This is a genomic window from Pseudomonas saliphila, assembly GCF_008638345.1.
GTDB classification, from domain to species: Bacteria; Pseudomonadota; Gammaproteobacteria; order Pseudomonadales; family Pseudomonadaceae; genus Halopseudomonas; species Halopseudomonas saliphila.
The window spans coordinates 192,369-210,022 of sequence record NZ_VTVA01000003.1 but is presented as its reverse complement, the minus strand read 5'-3'; the positions used below and the strand labels follow the sequence as shown (position 1 = coordinate 210,022).

The following is a 17,654-nucleotide window of genomic DNA, read 5'->3' as shown; positions in this document are numbered from 1 at the left end:
CCTGAATGGCCAGCCCTTTCGTCCGGCAACTCACTGCCGCTACGTCCCTCAGAGGTTCCGCGACTTCCTTCATGATTACCGATCCGCTGTTCTATCTGTGTGCTATTCCTGCTGTCCTGCTCTATGGCATCGCTAAGGGAGGGTTTGGCGGCAATATTGCGATTCTCTCGGTGCCGCTTATGTCGCTGGTCATCGCGCCGCAGACCGCTGCCGCGATCCTGTTGCCGATTCTCTGCCTGATGGATCTGATTGCACTGCGTACCTTCCGCGGCCGCTGGAGCATGCCCAATCTGCGTATCATCGTACCGGCGGCGCTGGTGGGCATTGGCCTGGCCGTGCTGACGTTTCGCATGATGAGCGAAGCTCATATCCAGGTGATGATCGGTGTGATCGCCCTGGCCTTCGTGCTGAATATCTGGCTGCGCAGTGGGGAACCGCCTATCAAGGACGTCAGTCGGGTGCGCGGTGGATTCTGGGGCATGGTGTCTGGCTTTACCAGCTTCGGTATTCACGCTGGGGGCCCGCCGATCAATGTGTATCTGCTGCCACAGAAGCTGGAAAAAACCATCCTGATGGGTACCATCGCGGTGTTCTTCGCCGCAGTAAACTTTGCCAAGTTGCCCGGCTATATTTTCCTGGACCTGTTCACCCCGGCGAACCTGTTGACCTCGCTGGTGCTCCTGCCGTTGGCGCCGATTGGCGTGCGAATGGGCTTCTGGATGCTGACCCGCACCAATGAAAAAGTCATCTATCAGCTGTGTTACGTCTTCCTGTTCCTTACCGGCGGGAAGCTGCTCTATGAGGGGACGATGGCACTGATAGCAGGCTGACGATCGCCGCCGTCAGGCGTTCCGACGCGTGCCGCGTATCAGCCCGCGCAAAAGAAACCGGTTGGGGTGCACAGCCTCGGCCAATGCTCTGGGCAGTGGTAACGGCTCATCATCAATCCAGGCAGCCACCAGTTCGCCGCTGAGTGGACAACTGATCAGACCGCGGGAGCCGTGTGCTGCGTTCACGTACAGGCCTTCGTGCCAGGCCGTGGGCTCGGTGGGTTTCTTTGAGGCGTCCTTACCCAGTACGGCGTAGTCTCGTGCAAAACAGTCGGCGTCCGCCAAGGGGCCAATGACCGGCAGATAATCCGGGGTGGTGCAGCGCAGCGCGGCCCGTGCAACCAGCTGCTCGGGTTGCAATTGCTCAACATCCAGGTCAGCGGCCAGCGCCGGGCTCAGCGACTGGAGCAAAGCCAGGTTGCTCTGGTTTTCTTCGGCGCTGGGCTCGGTATCCAGCCGGTCGAAGCGGAAGCTCGCGCCCAGATGGTGTTCGTCTTGCCGGGCGGGGGAGACGTACCCTTCGGAGCACAGCACGGTGCTGAGCGTGCGGCTTTGTTCGGTAGCGGGGAGATGCGTTATCTGGCCGCGAATCCGTTTCAGCGGTAGATGGGCGCTGGGCGAGAAGCGCTGACTGTCCGCCGCGGCGCAAATGACGGCAACCTCCGCTTGCGCCAGTATCTCGCCCGTTTCGGTTAACGCCTGCCAGGACTCTTCGTGACGAACCAGCTGCAGGGCTTCACTGCACGTCAGCAGATGAATACCGGGATGCTGCAGCAGCGCCTGGCATAGCGCGGGCGGGTTAACCCAGCCGCCCTGCGGGAAGAACAGCCCCCCTGACGTCAGTTCGACGCCCGCCAGTTGGCTGGCTTGTTCGGCGTCAACGCCATGCAAAAACTGGCTGGGATATTGCTGGCCGGCGAGCGCGGTTAGACGAGCGCTTTCTTTCGGCTCAGACGCTAACTGCAGCACGCCACAAGCCGCCCAGTTGTCGTCGTTCTGCGCCAGCGTGTCGTGCAGCAAACGCAGGCTGTAGGCGTAGCTGGTCTGGATGAAACGCGAAAGGGGCGTCTGGTGCGGCGACAATTTGCAGTAGAGGATGCCCTGCGGGTTTCCCGAGGCTTCCTGTGCTGCGTTGGCGTGCCGCTCGATCAGCGTGACCTGCCATCCGCGGCGTGCCAAGGAAAACGCCGTACAACATCCCGCCAACCCAGCGCCGATGATCAGGGCTCGGGGTTTCGCTGGTCTGGGCAGAGCAGGGCGCTGATACCAGGGCGCTCGCCACGGCTGTTCGGTGCTGGTGGGGATGCCGCTGAATGCACCCGCCAGCATTGTACGCTTGCTGCCGAAGCCCTTGACCTCGCGCATCTCAAATCCGGCAGCTCGCAGGTCACGTCGTACTGCACCCACACAAGTAAAGGTAGCGACTGTCGCGCCGGCGTTGGAAAGCCGAGCCATCTGATTGTATAGCTGCGGTTGCCACATCCCGGGATTCTTTGCCGGGGCGAATCCGTCCAGAAACCAGGCGTCCACGTTTGCCTCAAGCTGCGGCAATGTTTCCAGCAGGTCGCCAACGAGCAGCGTAAGGGTCACGCGGCCATTCGCAAGACTGAAATGTTGCCAGCCTGGCACCAGATCGGAATATTGCAGTAGCAGCTGGGCTGACCAGGGTTCCAGCTCGGGCCACAACGCCAGCGCGCGCCGCAGGTCAGTGAGACGCAAAGGGTGTTTTTCGGTACTGACGAAATTCAGCCGGGCGGTCGTAGGTGCGAGGGTATCCCAGAGCTGCCAGGCGCAGAGGAAGTTGAGTCCGGTGCCAAATCCGGTTTCGGCGATGCAGAACCGCGCGTCATCGGCAAGCGTTGTCCAGCGCTCGGCAAGCGCGTTGTGCTGCAGGAATACATGACGGCTTTCTTCGAGGCCGGAGTCGCGGGAGAAATACACATCCCCGAATTCGACCGAGAAGGGCTGGCCGTCGTCAGCCCATGAAAGCTGTGCAAAGGGGGGCGAGGGGGTCACTGCGGCTCCGCTGATCAATTAACGGTGCCATTGTACTCCCCGCAAACCGGGTTCGGCAGTGCTTAGCCCAGGTTCGGCAGTATCAGCAATAATCCAGTCGCAACGAATACAAGGGCGACACTGGATAACTTGCTTCTTTCAAGAAGTTTCATGAGTAACACCTCTTTCTTTCTTGTTTTTGTTTGCAGGAAAACCGTATGACCCTGCCGCATCAACTCTTGGGTCGACGCCTGTAATGTGTCAGACCAAGGAAACGGTCCAGACAAGCCCGGGTATTATGCCTGTTCTTCGAGCCTAGCTGCATTCCAGACGTCGGGTTAGACGGTTTTGTTACAAGGAATGCGCGTTATGTCGCTTCCCGAAGTGCGCCAGGTCAAATATCGGAACTGCTCGTTTCGCAGCTGTTCAGTGGTTCTGCATGGGGGATGCTTTTCGGTCGTCTGGATTAGCTGGGATCTCTCCTGCTGGCTGACAGGGTTGCCTGTTTGAGATCGCGTGTGTTTCCGTCGATGGCCAGAGCAGGTCGCCCGCCGGCTGTAAGGATTACGCAAGACGCCGTGAACCCATCCCTGGGGGCTTGGCGAAAACATCCCTGTTTTCAACACTTGCTCCACCTTGACAGCCGGCGGACTTGATGACCACTGGTGTGAGGCAGAGATTTAAAACCGCTTTTGGCTTTGGCTTTCCTTTCAGGCAACGCCAATGTTCATGCGAAGCGGGACGATAGGGCTGAGCCGACCGTGCGATGACAGGGATGTCATCGGCGAGCTTACAAGGATGTACTTGCAGCGTGTCGGCGCAGCGCTGTCGGCTCGCAACAGCTGACTCCGGAACTCAACCAAACAAATAACTGCATTGCTTGAGGTGTTTTGAAACTCATCCCTCCTTCAGCCGATCAGTCCGCGCGGCCATGATCACGTCGTTGCGAAGGACACCGCCCTGACTGTGCGTCCACCAGCTCACCGTCACCTTGCCCCACTCGGTCAGCAGGGCCGGATGATGATTTTCCTGCTCCGCCAGTTCTCCGACGCGGTTGGTAAACGCCAGAGCGCTGGCAAAATCCGGGAATTTGAAAACCTTTTCGATGCGCGGAACGTCGGGCGCCTGGTTCAGCGTCCAACCCTCGAGATTGGCCAGTAAAGATTTCAGGGCGGCGTCATCGAGTACGTTCTTATCGCCGCTGGCGAGGGATTCTTCAGCGAGGGTGCTCATGGTTTCTTCTCCAGGTGAATGTCAGCGTCTTGATCAGTCGCGACCGAGATCTCATACAAGCCTAGCAGGCTGCTATATGAGTTGACACGGGACCTCGACCGGGGCGGTTGCGCAGCCAGATGTGACTGTCAGGGCGCGACGCAGAGGGTTAGAATGGCCGGGAAATTTCCTCCCTGTCTGTTTATCCGAGTGTCCCATGCACGTTTCCTCCGGTCGCTGGTTGTACGGTTTTGTTCTCGCGTTGACTACCACCACCCTGTGGGGTGTGTTGCCGATCATGCTCAAAGAGGTATTGCAGGGCATGGATGCCTTCACGGTGACCTGGTTCAGGATGGGCACTGCGGGTCTGGTACTGTTCATCTGGTTGGCAGCGCAGGGTCGATTACCCTCTATTCGGGCACTATCGGTCACTAACCGCTGGATATTGGTGGTGGCAGTTCTTGGCTTGGCGTTCAATTACGTTCTGTACGTGATGGGCTTGAGCCGACTCACGCCTGGCACCATGCAGTTGATGATCCAGATAGCGCCAATCATGTTGATGGTGGGCAGCATGGTGATCTTCAAGGAGCGATTCGGCGTGGGTCAGGTCATAGGCCTGATCACACTGTCTCTCGGGTTCGTGCTGTTTTTCAATCAGCGATTGGAAGAGCTGTTTACCCAACTGAGTAGTTACACCTTGGGCATCATACTTACGCTTGGCGCTGCCTTTACCTGGGCGCTGTATGGGTTGGCGCAAAAGCAGCTGCTAACCGTGTGGTCATCGGTGACAGTGATGATGGTCATCTATCTGGCCTGCGCGGTCTTGATCTTTCCGCTGGCGTCGCCGTTGCAGGTGCTGGAGTTGAGCACCCTGCAGCTCTGGCTGCTGCTTGGCTGCTGTCTGAATACCTTGATTGCCTACGGGGCCTTCGCTGAAGCGCTGAGCCATTGGGAGGCTTCAAGAGTCAGCGCCACGATAGCCACTACACCGTTGTTTACCTTCAGTATGGTGGCGCTCGGCGCGATGATCTGGCCTGGCGTGATCCAGCCCGAGCTATTGAACAGCCTGGCTTACCTTGGCGCCTTGCTGGTCGTCGGCGGCTCGGCCCTCATTGCCCTGGCGCCGAGCCTGATCCAGAAGCTGAAGAACCGCCGTTTGCGCCGATTGGCCGTTACGCCGCCACCAACCTCCTAGGGTTACGTTCGGGTGTGGTCGCCGAGCATCTGCTCCGGCCGCACCGCTTCGTCGAACGCTTTCTCGTCTAGATAGCTCAGTTGCAGCGCTGCTTGCTTGAGTGTGGTGCCTTCCTTGTAGGCTTTCTTGGCAATGTCCGCCGCCTTGTCGTAACCAATCACCGGATTCAGCACGGTCACCAGCATCAGACTGTTGTCCAGATGTTCTCGCATGCGTTGTTCGTCGGGCTCCATGCCTTCCAGGCAGTTGCGGCGGAAGCTGTCGCAACCGTCCGTGAGCAGTCGGATCGATTGCAGAAGGGTATGAATGATCACCGGTTTAAAGACATTCAACTGCAACTGGCCGTTGCTTGCGGCGATACCAAGAGTGACATCGTTGCCTTGTACCTGGCAGGCGATCATGGACAGCGCTTCGCACTGCGTGGGATTGACCTTGCCCGGCATGATCGAGCTGCCCGGCTCGTTGGCGGGCAGGCGCAGTTCGGCAAATCCGGCACGCGGGCCGCTGCCCAGCAGGCGGAAATCATTGGCGAGTTTCATCAGCGTGACCGCCAGCTGCTTGCACGCCGCATGCAGCTGAACCAGCGGCTCATGACCGGCGAGCGCTGCAAACTTGTTGTCCGCGCTGGTGAAGGGCAGTCCGCTGAGGCTGGCGATTTCCTCGGCAAAGAGTGCTGCGAATCGCGCCGGGGTATTCAGGCCGGTGCCCACCGCTGTGCCGCCTTGCGCCAGTGCATAGACCTGGGGTAACGCCGAGTCGATGGCGTGCAAACCCATGTCCAGCTGCGCCACGAACGCGGATAATTCCTGACCTAAGGTCACAGGCGTGGCATCCATCATGTGCGTGCGACCGATCTTGATCAGCCGTGCATGACGTTCAGCTTGCGTGTGGAGTTCGTCGCGCAGGGCAGTGACCGCGGGTATCAGCTGTTGACGGGTCTGGAGTGCTGCAGCGATGTGCATGGCGCTGGGGAAGGTGTCGTTGGAGCTCTGTGACTTGTTCACATGATCATTCGGATGCACTGGCTGTTTGCCGGCCAGGGGCTGGCCTGCGAGCTCGTTTGCGCGGTTGGCGATCACTTCATTGATGTTCATGTTGCTCTGCGTGCCGCTGCCGGTTTGCCAGACTGACAATGGAAAGTGCTCGCTCAATCGTCCGTCCAGCACGTCATCTGCGGCCTGCTCGATCAACTCTGCTACTCGCTCGTCCAAGTTGCCGAGCTGCCGGTTGCAGCGCGCTGCGGCCTTTTTGATCAGTGCCAGGGCGTGCACCACCGCGGGCGCCATGCGCTCCTCCCCGATAGCAAAATTTTGCAGCGAGCGCTGGGTCTGCGCGCCCCAATAACGGTCGGCGGGCACCTCGATGTCGCCCATGCTGTCTGATTCTGTACGCGTTTTCATCTGACCCTCCGCGGGTGGTGAATATTCAATATGACTGCCAGTATAGAAGTTACCCTTACTCTCCTATGTGTGGGACACATCATGCGCGCATTCGTTATCGGTTGGGTTTGCTTGATGGGCCTGGTGTCGGTTGCGGCAGCCGACGATGTGTCGCATCGCGCCAGCGCCGAACGCTTCCTCAAGCTGGCGAAGGCCGAAAGCATGACCAATACGGTATACGAACAGGTTGATGATTTGATGGCCGCGCAATTTGTCCGTATGGGCGGCTCGATGCAATCGGAGCACGTGCTGCGCAGTTATCAGCAGAAGGCCAAGCTGGAACTGGACAAGGAGCTGGCCTGGGAGGCGATGCGCGACGAGGTGGTTGGGCTGTATACCGCGGTGTTCACCGAACAGGAACTGGACAGGTTATCCGAGTTCTACGAGTCCAAGGTCGGCACCAAGTTAATGTTCTATCTGCCGGAACTCACCTACCAGTCCATGGCGGTTACCCGCAATCGGGTGGAAGAGCGGGTGGCCCCGCGTATCGAGCTTCTGATAGACCAGATGGAGGAGGCAGTGCTGGACGAGCAGACGGAGCAGCCTTAAGCCAGTTAGACTCTGCCCGATACCAGACAGGAGAAATACAATGGGCAGCACACTCGTCGCACTCGAGCAGGCCATGCAGAGCCTGGCACCGGAACATCTGGAACTGACCAACGAAAGCCATATGCATAGCGTTCCGCCGGGTTCGGAGTCGCACTTCAAGGCGGTGATCGTCAGCGCCGAATTCGAGGGCCTGAATGCCGTCAAGCGGCACCAGATGGTGTACCGCAGCCTGGGTGATTTGATGCAGCGGATCCATGCGCTGGCGCTGCATACCTATAGCCCAGGGGAGTGGGCTGCGCGGCAGCAGGCCCCGGCCTCACCGAATTGCATGGGCGGAAGCAAGGCAGACAAGGGCTGATCCGCCCGAGAGTGTAGCGCGCATGCGCTACGCCGATTCCGCAGGGGCGGCATCTTTGCTAGAATCGGCGCCCCGAACCCGGTACGCCCTTTACGTGGGCGACTACTGAATACACGAGGCACGCATGTCCCAGGTTGTTGTTGTGGCGCTGTACAAGTTCGTCACGCTTGAAAATTATGAAGATCTCCGTCAGCCCCTTCTGGAAACCCTCACACGCCACGGCGTGAAAGGTACGCTTCTGCTCGCCCGCGAAGGGATTAACGGCACTATCGCCGGCTCCCGTGAAGGTATGGATGCGGTGCTGGACTGGCTGCGCAGCGATCCCCGCCTCAGCGATCTGGATCACAAGGAGTCAGTCTGCGAGGACATGCCGTTCTACCGGACCAAGGTCAAGCTGAAGAAAGAGATCGTGACCCTCGGCGTACCCGGCGTCAGCCCCAACGAGAAGGTCGGCACCTATGTTGAGGCGCAGGACTGGAATGCGTTGATCAGCGATCCTGAGGTATTGCTGGTGGATACCCGCAATGATTACGAGGTATCAATCGGCACCTTCGAGGGTGCGATTGATCCTGAGACCAAGACCTTCCGCGAGTTTCCTGAGTACGTGAAACAGCATTTTGATCCGACCCGGCACAAGAAGGTGGCGATGTTCTGTACCGGCGGCATCCGTTGTGAGAAGGCGTCCAGCTATATGCTGCAGCAGGGTTTCGATGAGGTGTTTCATTTGAAAGGCGGCATTCTCAAGTACTTCGAGGAAGTCCCCGCGCAGCAGAGCAAGTGGAACGGTGAGTGCTTCGTTTTCGATAACCGGGTAACTGTACGTCACGATCTGGCGCCGGGCTCCTACGATCAGTGCCACGCCTGCCGTCATCCGATCTCCGCCGAAGAGAAGGCCTCTCCCCAGTACGAAGAGGGCGTCAGCTGCCCGCTGTGCTACGACAGCCTGCCGGAGAAATCCCGGCGTCGGGCCGAAGAACGCCAGCGTCAGATTCATCTGGCGCGGCTACGTAACCAGCCGCATCCCATCGGGTTGCCGCAGGAGCAGGCGTCTCCCAATGCCCGGGAATCCTGAGCACCGCTTGCAGTCATTTTGCTGGACGACATAAGCTGCCATGCCTGAGGCGGTTGCCACAGGCCTACCTGTTCCGATGGAGATAGCCATGTCCCCGCGCCTGATTTACGTAATGGACCCGATGTGCTCCTGGTGCTGGGGTTTTGCGCCGGTGATCGAGCAGATCCAGGAGCTTGCCCCGGATCTGCCCGTTCATCTGGTCGCCGGCGGGCTTCGTCCCGGCCGGGGCGAGACCCTGAATGACAGCGCTAGGGCGGCACTGGCCGAGCATTGGCAGGCTGTGGCGGCCGTCTCGGGTCAACCATTCGCCACGCCTGATGATCTTCCAACTGGATTCCGCTACAACACTGAGCCAGTGTGCCGGGCATTGATAGTGGGCCGGGAGCTGGATATCGATCGGCTATGGTCCCTGATCAGCCTTATTCAATCGGCTTTCTATACCCAGGCGGCCGATGTTGGTCTGGTTCCGATCCTGATGGATCTGGCGGAGCAGGCTGGTTATGACCGCAAGGCGTTCTGTCAGGCTTACGATGCAGAGATGACCCGCGCCGCGCTCGCCGCTGACATTTCCTGGACGCGTGATCTGGGGATAGCTGGATTTCCGACGTTACTGGCTCAGCGGGACGGGGCGCTGGCGCTACTGACCAATGGATATCAGGCGGCCGATGCCGTGCTGCCCTTGTTCGAGCGCTGGCTTGCGGCCGGCCGGGACACTGCTAACGCATGCTAGCCACGGGGATTCACCTCGCGCTGCACGTGCTGGTTCCGCTGGCTGTTGCCCTGGTGTGTTTTCGCGGGCAATGGGCCAAGGCCTGGGCAATCATGGTGCTGACCATGCTGGTGGATGTTGATCATCTGTTGGCTGACCCCATTTTTGCTGCTGACCGCTGTTCAATCGGCTTCCACCCACTGCATAGCTACACGGCCATTACCGGCTACCTGCTGCTGTCCCTCTGGAGCGTGACCCGGCTAGTGGGTCTGGGGTTACTGATTCACATGCTGGTTGACGCCAGCGACTGCTGGCGCATGGCAGGTTTCCCGTTACCCTGAGACAGGCGTTTTTGGCAATGGCCAGGCAGCTGGCTCTGCCAGCACATGCCCCTGCACCCCGTCGAAACCAAGCGCTTGCAGTGCCTCCAGCTCACCAGGGCTTTGCACCTGCTCGGCGATGATTGGCAGCTGCAGGTGCGCGACCATCCGGATGAGCATTTCCAGATACAACGCCTTATCGGGCTCCAGGTCCAGGTCGCGGCTGAAGCTGCTATCAATCTTCAGATACTGCAGGTTGGCAGACTGCAATGCGCCCAACACCGCTGGCGTGTGGCCAAAGTGTTGCAAGGCCAACCTGCCGCCAGCCTGCGCAATATCCCGGGCGAATTCGCGCAAGACAGCGTCGTCCGCGTGGTACCGCGCGTCGACCTCGATACTCAGCAGGTTTTTTGCCAGGGAATATTGCGCCAGCGCATTGCAGAACCGTTGCCTGCTCTGAGAGGTACCCAACGTCTCGGGCGTGATGCTGATCGCCAGTGGTTGGGCATGCGCTGCAAGCTGCTTGGCGGCCAGTTCGAGCACGCAGAGGTCGAAGGATTCTGAGAGTCCGAGCCGTCTGATCCAGGGCAAGAAACCTGCGGCGGGGAGCATGGAACCGTCGGTTTCAGGCAGGCGCACGAGAAGCTTGTGATGGAGCACCGATGTTGGCGTCCCGGCCTTGAAAACAGGCTGGAACAGGGCATGCAATGTCTTGTGGGTAATAGCCTTATTGAGGCGGACCTGCCATGCATGTTCGTCGGCCGCGGCCGGCGCGGAAGCGGTCGCCATAACGTGACTGGGCTGAAGCTGACCGGCCACCCATCGGGATTCTGTCAGCGCCTGGGCAATTCGGCTCAGCACCGTCTGGGTAGTGTCTCCTGACTGGAAGGCGGCCGTGCCAATCGCTATCGGTTCGGCGTTAGCTGGGATGTGCGGAAAGAGCTCCGCCACCACTTCAGTGAGTTCCTGCACGCAGGGCTGCAGTTCTGCCTGAGTGGTATCCGGCGCCAGCACCATAAACTCCCCGCCGCGCGACCGGCTGCAAAGCCAGGCGGGATGCTCTGTCTGCCAGCGTTGCAGTGGCGCAGCGATCAGCTGCAACAGCGCATCGGCCTGTTCAGCGCCCGATTGTTGATTGATGCTCTCCAGATTCTGTAAGCGCAGCGCAATCACGTGACCGGCTGGTGCTTCCCCATTGATCGCATCTGCCAGCGCCTGACCGAAAGCAGCTCTGTTCGGCAACCCGGTCAGGGGGTCGTGATAGGCCTGGCGACGGTATTCTTCGGTGCGCGCTGACTCCTGCGCAAAGAGCGTTTTCAAGCGTTGCGCCATCTGATTCATGGCGGCGGCCACCGGCTGGAGCTCAGTGGTGCGCGGAACGTCGGCGTTAATTTGATAATCGCGGCGGCCGATCGCCTGGGCCTGCAGGACAATCCCATGCAGAGGCTGCAGTTGGCGCCTCAGCAGAACGGTACACAACACCCCGCACATGACGGCGCACAGGCACAGCCAGGCCAGAATGCTCAGGGCGCTATGCCAGAAGCTGGTGAGGGCGGGCTGCGGGTTGCTGATCACATCAACCCGTGCGGCCTGGCGCCAGCCGTCCATGATTCCGGCGCTGCCATGCTCCGGCTGGATATCCGCCAGCCGATTGAACCAGGCGGGTGCGGATCCCTCGGCTGTGTCCCGGGCGCGTTCGGCAAGGATCTCCCCGTTATCCAACGAAGCAACGCTGATGCGTGCAAAATGACCACTGTCGAAAATGGCGCTGAGCATCAGCTCAACCATCGCCTGGTCTTTAATATGAGGCGCTAAGGACAGACCCAACGCGGTGGCGGCGTCCTGGGCATGTGAGCCGAGCTGCAGACGCAGCTGGTCGCGGGAATTATCGAGGGTGATCATGAAACTGCCGCCCACGGCGATGAGCAAAAACAGAGTGATCGCCAAGCTTAGCTGTCGGACCAAAGAGGGTTTCATTGTCCGTTCCTTAGGGGCATATCAAAGCCCTCATCTAGCATTTTCCTTGCCAGATCCCGCCACTGGGGCAGTTTCTGGGACGATCCGACCCGGCGGTTGTCTGCCTTGCCGGGTAACCACAACCCCTGCGCATTGAAGCTGTATACCGGCAGCAGATCGCTGCGCTGGGAAGCGGGCAGTATCTGCCGGACCAGATTATCCAGAATCAGCGGCTCGCTCAGTGGCGTGGGGTAAAAACTGAGCACCATGTGCGCCTGGTCCAGTGTCAGTGACTTGACGTAGGTGAGGCGCAACTGTTCGTCTGGAACGCCGAGTTTTCTCAGACTGAAGTACTTGGCGATGGTGAAATCTTCACAATCGGCAGCCCCGTTGATCAGTGACTCGACCGGTGTCGCCCAATAATCGGTCTCGCCCCAGATCACCATGTCATCGGCAAAAACCAGCTGAGCATTAAAAAAACGATTAACCGATTCCAGCTTCGCTGGAGTATTTTCCTGTTGGTGCTGATCAATCAAGGCATTCCACGCCTGAAGGCGCTTGCGAGCAGCGCGGTCCGGCTCATGCAGGATCTCTGCCTGTTGCATGATTCTCGCCATATCCCAGCCATGGGCAAGGCCTGGCGCGGTCAGCGTCAGCAATATCAGCAGTGGTCGGATAATTGTCAGAGAAGGGCGCAACGGGCGGAAGATCTGAAGTAGGGCGCAGGCTGGTACAGCGTAGCTATGGGCGCCAGCCTGTTGGCTGGAGCAGCTGTTACAGCTGTTCCAGTCGACAGGTGCAGGCCTTAGTGCCGCGGTGCGAGCAGGGCGGGCTTGGGCTTGTCTTCAGGTGCGTGAAACAACAGGAACAGTTGGGTCAGCACTTCAGGAATGTGCTCCATCATGTCTTCGACCATGTCCTGGTCGCTGGCGATTTCAGCGAATTCCGGCTGGTCATCAAACAGGCCCGAGCCGACCATGATTGGTAGCAACAGCTCGCTGACGATTTCTTCCTCCTGGTCGAACCACTCTTCTTCACGCAGGAAGACGCCTTCCAGGAACCCGACACACCAGCTGCGCAGATCCGAATAGTCCGGCTCGTCGCCCAGTGACAGCTCACAGGGTGGTTCAAGATCCTCGTCGCTGGCCAGCTCGCGGCTGATGTGCGACTTGAGCAGGCGCAGGGTGCCTTCGATATCCTGCTTGTGCGCGTCGTCCTTGTAGTTGGGTTCCTCGGAAAAAAGCTCGGAAATCCATTCCTGCTCGGGAACCTCGACGGGGCTGATACACAGGGCAGTCAGGAAACCATGCCCGGCCAAATAATCGAGCGCTTCGTCATGCAGATCATCCGCATCCAGAAACTGCTGCAGGCGGTCGAGTTGATCAGCGAAGGACATGGGACACCTCATCATTAATAGTGCTGGCATTGTACTCATGCTACCGCTTAATACCAACGGATTAGCTGGCCGGCGACAGACTCTATCCGATTGTAGGCAATCGTAGCGCGGTGGGCTGATATAATCCGCATCCGACAGGACGACAGGCAGTCCCGTCGTTCGGTTACAAAAGGCCAGACCCTAGGAGAAACATGCGCGAGCAAGCGTTGGAGCGGCTGCAGGAAGTCTTCGGATACTCGGAGTTTCGTGGACAGCAAGCGGACATCATCGAACAGGTGGCAACCGGCGGTGATGCGCTGGTGCTGATGCCGACCGGCGGTGGCAAATCGCTGTGCTACCAGGTGCCGGGCATGCTGCGCGCGGGGTTGACTGTGGTGGTTTCGCCGTTGATCGCCTTGATGGATGATCAGGTCGCTACGCTCAAGGAGCTCGGACTTAGCGCCGCCGCTTTGAACTCGACCATTGATGAGCAGGCTCAGCGCGATATCGCCAACAGTCTGCGGCGGGGGGAGCTGGAATATCTTTATCTGGCGCCTGAACGCCTGCTCAAACCGCGCACCCTGAATTTTTTGCAGACCCTGGACATAGCGTTGTTCGCCATCGACGAAGCGCACTGCGTTTCGCAATGGGGGCACGACTTCCGTCCGGAATACCTGCAGCTCGGCCAATTGGCCGAACTCTTCCCGAATGTGCCGCGCATAGCACTCACCGCCACAGCGGATGAGCGCACCCGACAGGAAATTCAGCAGCGGCTTAAGCTCGATCAGGCCGCCTGTTTCGTGTCCGGATTCGACCGGCCGAATATCTTCTATCGCATTGTCGCCAAGGATAAGCCCCGCCAGCAGTTGCTGAGCTTTCTGTCAGCCCATCGCGGTAATGCCGGCATCGTCTATTGCCTGTCGCGCAAGAAGGTCGAAGATACCGCCCACTGGCTGAGTGAGCAGGGCTTGCCGGCGTTGCCTTATCATGCCGGGCTGGCCTCGGAACTGCGTGCCTCCAATCAGAAGCGCTTTCTCAATGAGGAGGGGCTGATTATGGTCGCCACCATCGCCTTTGGCATGGGCATTGATAAATCCAACGTACGCTTCGTGGCGCACATGGATCTGCCAAAAAGTATCGAGGCCTACTATCAGGAAACCGGCCGTGCTGGGCGTGATGGCCTGGCAGCGGACGCCTGGATGGCCTACGGACTGCAGGACGTGCTGACGCTGAACCAGTTTCTGGCCAATTCCGACGGTGACGAGCGCCACAAGCGCATCGAGCGCCACAAGCTCGATGCCATGTTGGCACTCTGTGAAATTACTACCTGCCGGCGCCAGTCGCTGCTGAGTTACTTCAGCGATCACATGGAAAATCCCTGCGGTCATTGCGACAACTGTGTTGACCAGGTCGCCACCTGGGATGGGAGCGAAGCGGCGCGCATGGCCCTTTCGACTATTTATCGCAGCGGCCAGCGCTATGGCGTCGGCCATCTGGTGGACATTCTACTGGGTCGCGACAACGACAAGATCCGTACCGCAGGCCATCAGCATCTGTCGACCTACGGGATAGGCAAACAGGTGGCTGAGCAGGAGTGGCGTTCGGTATTCCGCCAACTGCTTGCCCGCGGGCTGGCGGAAATCGATCTGGATGGCTTTGGCAGTCTGCGTCTGACCGATGCCTGCCGACCCTTGCTGCGTGGCGAGGAGAGTCTGGCATTGCGCAAGGATGTTGCACGCTCCACACCGACGCCCGGTCGTTACGCCGACAAGCCGGTTATCGCCGAGGCGGACAAGCCGCTGTGGGAGCAACTGCGGGCGCTGCGCAAGCGCCTGGCCGAATCGCATGGCGTGCCGCCCTACGTGATTTTCCCGGATTCGACGCTGGTGGATATGCTGCGTCAGCGTCCGGCGTCATTGCAGGATATGGGGCTGGTCAGCGGCATCGGTTCGCACAAGCTTGAGCGCTATGGTGCTGATTTCCTGCAGGTCATGCTTGGCGATACGGACAAGACGCCCGAGGCGCAAAACGCACTGAACAAAGCGCAGGAAGCGCAAACGTTGGCGTTGGCAGGTATGAGCGCAGAGCAGATCGCTCAGCAGCTAGGGCAGCCGGTCAAGCAGGTGTACATGCAACTGGCCCAGGCAATCAGTACCGGTCAGATTGAGTTGCACCACGCGATCGATCTGCCGCCGATGCAGCTTCAGCGTATTCAGGATGCCTTCCTGAACGACGCCGAAGAAGATTTGCCGGGTGTGCGCACACTGGCCAAACAACTGGACGAGCCGGTGGAGGAGGGCGTCCTGCATTGCATCCGCGCGGCGCTGATGCTGGAAATTACTGGCTAGAAAAAAGCTAGGTTCCTAAAAGGTCTGACCCAGACGCATATACAGCGCGCTCTCGCCTTCCTGATTGGAGCCCACGCCGAAAAACAGTGGGCCGAGGAAGGTATCCAGGCCGAGCAACAGGCTGCCAGCGCCTATATATCCCGTATCCAGACCGTCTTCCTCCTTGTTATAAATCCGGCCGTACTCGAAACTGCCGCCAAGATAGATCGGCATGTTTACCGGCAGGAAGGTTGTCGGATTCAGGCGCCGGTAGTAGACGACTCTGGCCAGGTTGTAGTTCTGCCCGGCCACGCCGCTCTGACGGTAACCCGAGAACATGCCAGGCCCTCCCAGCAGAAAGCTGCTCTGGGCGATATTCACATTGCTGTCGGTGCGACCCAGAAATCCCCCCAGCTGGAAACTGTTCGGACCCTTGGCGAACGCCTTGTTATAGCGGAACTCAAGCTGCTGATAACGGGAGTCCGCACCCAGATTCGGCTCCGATTGACGCCAGATCAACCGGCCCTCATCGCCGGCACGTGGGAAGTTGACGTTGTCCAGGGTATCGCGATCGAGCTGCAGCGTGTAGAAGCCTTCAGTAAAGTTGAAGGAGCGCAGCTCCGGGTCACCGACCCGTACCTTGGCTTCACCTTCATAACGGGAAATACCGAAGCGCACCTCACCGTGGGTAGAGATCTGCCGGCCGACATTCAAGCCTGCGCCGTAACGCACCTGGCGGTAGTCGACCACTGGGTCGCCGTCGGAGAGCACTTCGATGTTGCGTGATTCGGCATCGATGAAGGGCGCGACGAAATAGCGCGAACCGAAATCCAGCGGCTGGTAGAACTCGCTGTAAACCAGCTGACGTTCGCCCACCTGCAGCCGCGTCAGCCATTCTGCCCCCAGCGGATTCACCCCGTTGACCCGAAAGCTGGCGCCAATATTGAACTGACTGCCGCCTCGGAAATCGTCTTCCAGATTCAGTCCGAGACGCAGATAGTCGGTGCCGGTCTGACGTCCGCTGGTGCGTACCAGCAGCGTGTTGCTGTCTTCACCGTGTACCACCTCATAGTTGACCCGGCTGAAGTAGTCGGTGCCATAGATGGTGCCCATATCCTTTTCCAGTCGTTCGAGGTTCAACGGCTGGCCGGTCTCCTGACGGATCATGTTGCGTACGACCTGGTCCGCCACTATCCCGCTGTTGATAACCTTGATCTCGTCGATTACCGGCCGGCGTTGCGGCCGGATGCTGGCCCTGTTGCCACCAGGCCGGGTGACGGCTGGCAACGAGGCAAAGGCCAGCACCTCGCTGGTTTCGGGCAGGCTGCGTTCGCCGGCCGCTATGGCATCGGCGACCTCGGCGAAACTGCTGAAGCCGATATCCCCCAGCTCTGGCTGCAGCAGTAGATCCTGCGGTCCCAGGGTCGCCAGCTGTTCTTCGGTATTGCGGCGAGTCAGCAGGGTGGTGGTCTGATCCATGATGTCGATAATGGATTCCAGTTCATTGGTCGAGCGCAGCGGAGTACCAATATCCACCACGATGAGTCGATCCACGCCCATCTCACGGGCGACATCCACCGGCACGTTTTTCGATAGCACGCCATCGACCAGCAGCCTGCCATCAACGGTTACCGGCGCAAAAAAACCGGGTATGGCGATACTGGCGCGGATGGCGAGGGGTAGATGACCCTTATCGAAGATGACCGCTTCGCCTGTGGCAATGTCCGTGGCGACCGCCCGAAAGGGAATCGGCAGTCGATCGAAGTCGTCGATGTCGTTGGTGTGGACCAACAGGGTTTCAAGAATAAGCCCCAGGTTCTGGCCCTGCAGAAATCCGAGGGGGAAGCTCAGCCGACCACGGTCGAAACTCAGCCGCTGTTTGACCAGGAAGTCGCGGTCATCCTGTTTGCGGCGGAAGGGGATGTCCTGGCGCAGCGGCGTATCGCTCAGGGCATTCTGCCAGTCTGTTTCCAGGGCAATCTTTTCCAGTTCATCAGCACTATAGCCCGCCGCATAGAGGCCGCCGATCACGGCGCCTAGACTGGTGCCAGCGATGGCATGAATAGGGATATTCAACTCTTCCAGCTGCTTCAGCACGCCGATGTGAGCCATGCCGCGGGCACCGCCGCCAGATAGCACCAGACCGGTGCGTAATTCTTCAGCGTGACTCAGCGGGGTCAGCGTAACCAGAAAAAGAAGGATGAAGCGTTTGAGCATGATGGGGCCTGCGCCTAAGCGATAAAGCTGGATCGCCGCGTATTGTATACGAGCCGTTGAAGGGCGCGTGAGCTTCTCGAGGAATTCCGACGCGGGTCTC

Annotated in this window: 15 protein-coding genes; 8 read left to right on the top strand and 7 right to left on the bottom strand. The window is 59.3% G+C overall.

Annotated features, from left to right (window positions below):
- The first annotated feature begins 71 nt into the window (after positions 1–71).
- The gene (locus FHK95_RS04890; protein ID WP_150303488.1) at positions 72–830 is read left to right on the top strand and encodes a sulfite exporter TauE/SafE family protein; all 759 of its coding nucleotides are present in this window, start codon (positions 72–74) and stop codon (positions 828–830) included.
- 12 nt (positions 831–842) lie between these two features.
- Here the strand turns inward: FHK95_RS04890 and mnmC are convergent, their stop codons facing one another.
- Together mnmC and FHK95_RS04880 are read right to left on the bottom strand one after the other, a co-directional pair.
- On the bottom strand, positions 843–2,846 hold the full coding sequence (mnmC, locus tag FHK95_RS04885) for a bifunctional tRNA (5-methylaminomethyl-2-thiouridine)(34)-methyltransferase MnmD/FAD-dependent 5-carboxymethylaminomethyl-2-thiouridine(34) oxidoreductase MnmC (protein WP_150303487.1): 2,004 nt from the start codon (positions 2,844–2,846) through the stop codon (positions 843–845).
- Positions 2,847–3,722: 876 nt separating this feature from the next.
- Complete coding sequence (locus FHK95_RS04880) at positions 3,723–4,058, bottom strand: 4a-hydroxytetrahydrobiopterin dehydratase (RefSeq protein ID WP_150303486.1); 336 nt, start codon at positions 4,056–4,058, stop codon at positions 3,723–3,725.
- A gap of 196 nt (positions 4,059–4,254) precedes the next feature.
- Here FHK95_RS04880 and FHK95_RS04875 point away from each other — a divergent pair, with 196 nt between their 5' ends.
- Positions 4,255–5,232 carry a DMT family transporter gene (locus FHK95_RS04875; protein WP_150303485.1) on the top strand — a complete coding sequence of 326 codons (978 nt, stop codon included), beginning with the start codon at positions 4,255–4,257 and terminating at the stop codon, positions 5,230–5,232.
- 2 nt (positions 5,233–5,234) lie between these two features.
- Here the strand turns inward: FHK95_RS04875 and fumC are convergent, their stop codons facing one another.
- Complete coding sequence (gene fumC / locus FHK95_RS04870) at positions 5,235–6,632, bottom strand: class II fumarate hydratase (protein ID WP_150303484.1); 1,398 nt, start codon at positions 6,630–6,632, stop codon at positions 5,235–5,237.
- An 81-nt stretch (positions 6,633–6,713) separates the two neighbouring features.
- On the opposite strand from fumC, the gene FHK95_RS04865 reads away from it, so the two are divergent.
- From FHK95_RS04865 to FHK95_RS04845, 5 genes are all read left to right on the top strand, one after another.
- Complete coding sequence (locus tag FHK95_RS04865; RefSeq protein WP_178114714.1) at positions 6,714–7,220, top strand: DUF2059 domain-containing protein; 507 nt, start codon at positions 6,714–6,716, stop codon at positions 7,218–7,220.
- 40 nt (positions 7,221–7,260) lie between these two features.
- Complete coding sequence (locus tag FHK95_RS04860; protein WP_150303482.1) at positions 7,261–7,578, top strand: BolA family protein; 318 nt, start codon at positions 7,261–7,263, stop codon at positions 7,576–7,578.
- Between the two features lie 124 nt (positions 7,579–7,702).
- The gene (trhO, locus tag FHK95_RS04855) at positions 7,703–8,650 is read left to right on the top strand and encodes an oxygen-dependent tRNA uridine(34) hydroxylase TrhO (RefSeq protein WP_150303481.1); all 948 of its coding nucleotides are present in this window, start codon (positions 7,703–7,705) and stop codon (positions 8,648–8,650) included.
- Positions 8,651–8,738: 88 nt separating this feature from the next.
- On the top strand, positions 8,739–9,380 hold the full coding sequence (locus tag FHK95_RS04850) for a DsbA family protein (RefSeq protein WP_150303480.1): 642 nt from the start codon (positions 8,739–8,741) through the stop codon (positions 9,378–9,380).
- Positions 9,374–9,700 (top strand): DUF6122 family protein, encoded by a 327-nt coding sequence (locus tag FHK95_RS04845; RefSeq protein ID WP_150303479.1) that lies wholly within the window; start codon positions 9,374–9,376, stop codon positions 9,698–9,700. Before FHK95_RS04850 ends, FHK95_RS04845 begins: the two co-directional genes overlap by 7 nt.
- On the opposite strand, the gene FHK95_RS04840 is transcribed toward FHK95_RS04845, so the two are convergent.
- The 3 genes from FHK95_RS04840 to FHK95_RS04830 form a co-directional block, all read right to left on the bottom strand.
- Complete coding sequence (locus FHK95_RS04840) at positions 9,692–11,656, bottom strand: bifunctional diguanylate cyclase/phosphodiesterase (RefSeq protein WP_150303478.1); 1,965 nt, start codon at positions 11,654–11,656, stop codon at positions 9,692–9,694. The genes FHK95_RS04845 and FHK95_RS04840 overlap by 9 nt on opposite strands.
- Complete coding sequence (locus tag FHK95_RS04835; RefSeq protein WP_235906717.1) at positions 11,653–12,240, bottom strand: transglutaminase-like cysteine peptidase; 588 nt, start codon at positions 12,238–12,240, stop codon at positions 11,653–11,655. The genes FHK95_RS04840 and FHK95_RS04835 overlap by 4 nt, the downstream gene beginning before the upstream one ends.
- A gap of 200 nt (positions 12,241–12,440) precedes the next feature.
- Positions 12,441–13,031 carry a YecA/YgfB family protein gene (locus FHK95_RS04830; protein WP_150303476.1) on the bottom strand — a complete coding sequence of 197 codons (591 nt, stop codon included), beginning with the start codon at positions 13,029–13,031 and terminating at the stop codon, positions 12,441–12,443.
- 191 nt (positions 13,032–13,222) lie between these two features.
- On the opposite strand from FHK95_RS04830, the gene recQ reads away from it, so the two are divergent.
- A complete protein-coding gene (recQ, locus tag FHK95_RS04825; protein ID WP_150303475.1) occupies positions 13,223–15,358 on the top strand; it encodes a DNA helicase RecQ in 2,136 nt (711 codons plus the stop codon).
- A 15-nt stretch (positions 15,359–15,373) separates the two neighbouring features.
- On the opposite strand, the gene FHK95_RS04820 is transcribed toward recQ, so the two are convergent.
- Positions 15,374–17,554: a patatin-like phospholipase family protein gene (locus tag FHK95_RS04820; protein ID WP_150303474.1), complete on the bottom strand. Its 2,181-nt coding sequence runs from the start codon at positions 17,552–17,554 to the stop codon at positions 15,374–15,376.
- Between the last annotated feature and the right edge of the window lie 100 nt (positions 17,555–17,654).

Coding starts and splice junctions, on each gene's coding strand:
- FHK95_RS04890 (WP_150303488.1), top strand. CDS start 72: ATGATTACCGATCCGCTGTTCTATCTGTGTGCTATTCCTGCTGTCCTG.
- FHK95_RS04880 (WP_150303486.1), bottom strand. CDS start 4,058: ATGAGCACCCTCGCTGAAGAATCCCTCGCCAGCGGCGATAAGAACGTA.
- FHK95_RS04875 (WP_150303485.1), top strand. CDS start 4,255: ATGCACGTTTCCTCCGGTCGCTGGTTGTACGGTTTTGTTCTCGCGTTG.
- fumC (WP_150303484.1), bottom strand. CDS start 6,632: ATGAAAACGCGTACAGAATCAGACAGCATGGGCGACATCGAGGTGCCC.
- FHK95_RS04865 (WP_178114714.1), top strand. CDS start 6,714: ATGCGCGCATTCGTTATCGGTTGGGTTTGCTTGATGGGCCTGGTGTCG.
- FHK95_RS04860 (WP_150303482.1), top strand. CDS start 7,261: ATGGGCAGCACACTCGTCGCACTCGAGCAGGCCATGCAGAGCCTGGCA.
- trhO (WP_150303481.1), top strand. CDS start 7,703: ATGTCCCAGGTTGTTGTTGTGGCGCTGTACAAGTTCGTCACGCTTGAA.
- FHK95_RS04850 (WP_150303480.1), top strand. CDS start 8,739: ATGTCCCCGCGCCTGATTTACGTAATGGACCCGATGTGCTCCTGGTGC.
- FHK95_RS04845 (WP_150303479.1), top strand. CDS start 9,374: ATGCTAGCCACGGGGATTCACCTCGCGCTGCACGTGCTGGTTCCGCTG.
- FHK95_RS04840 (WP_150303478.1), bottom strand. CDS start 11,656: ATGAAACCCTCTTTGGTCCGACAGCTAAGCTTGGCGATCACTCTGTTT.
- FHK95_RS04835 (WP_235906717.1), bottom strand. CDS start 12,240: ATGCAACAGGCAGAGATCCTGCATGAGCCGGACCGCGCTGCTCGCAAG.
- FHK95_RS04830 (WP_150303476.1), bottom strand. CDS start 13,031: ATGTCCTTCGCTGATCAACTCGACCGCCTGCAGCAGTTTCTGGATGCG.
- recQ (WP_150303475.1), top strand. CDS start 13,223: ATGCGCGAGCAAGCGTTGGAGCGGCTGCAGGAAGTCTTCGGATACTCG.
- FHK95_RS04820 (WP_150303474.1), bottom strand. CDS start 17,554: ATGCTCAAACGCTTCATCCTTCTTTTTCTGGTTACGCTGACCCCGCTG.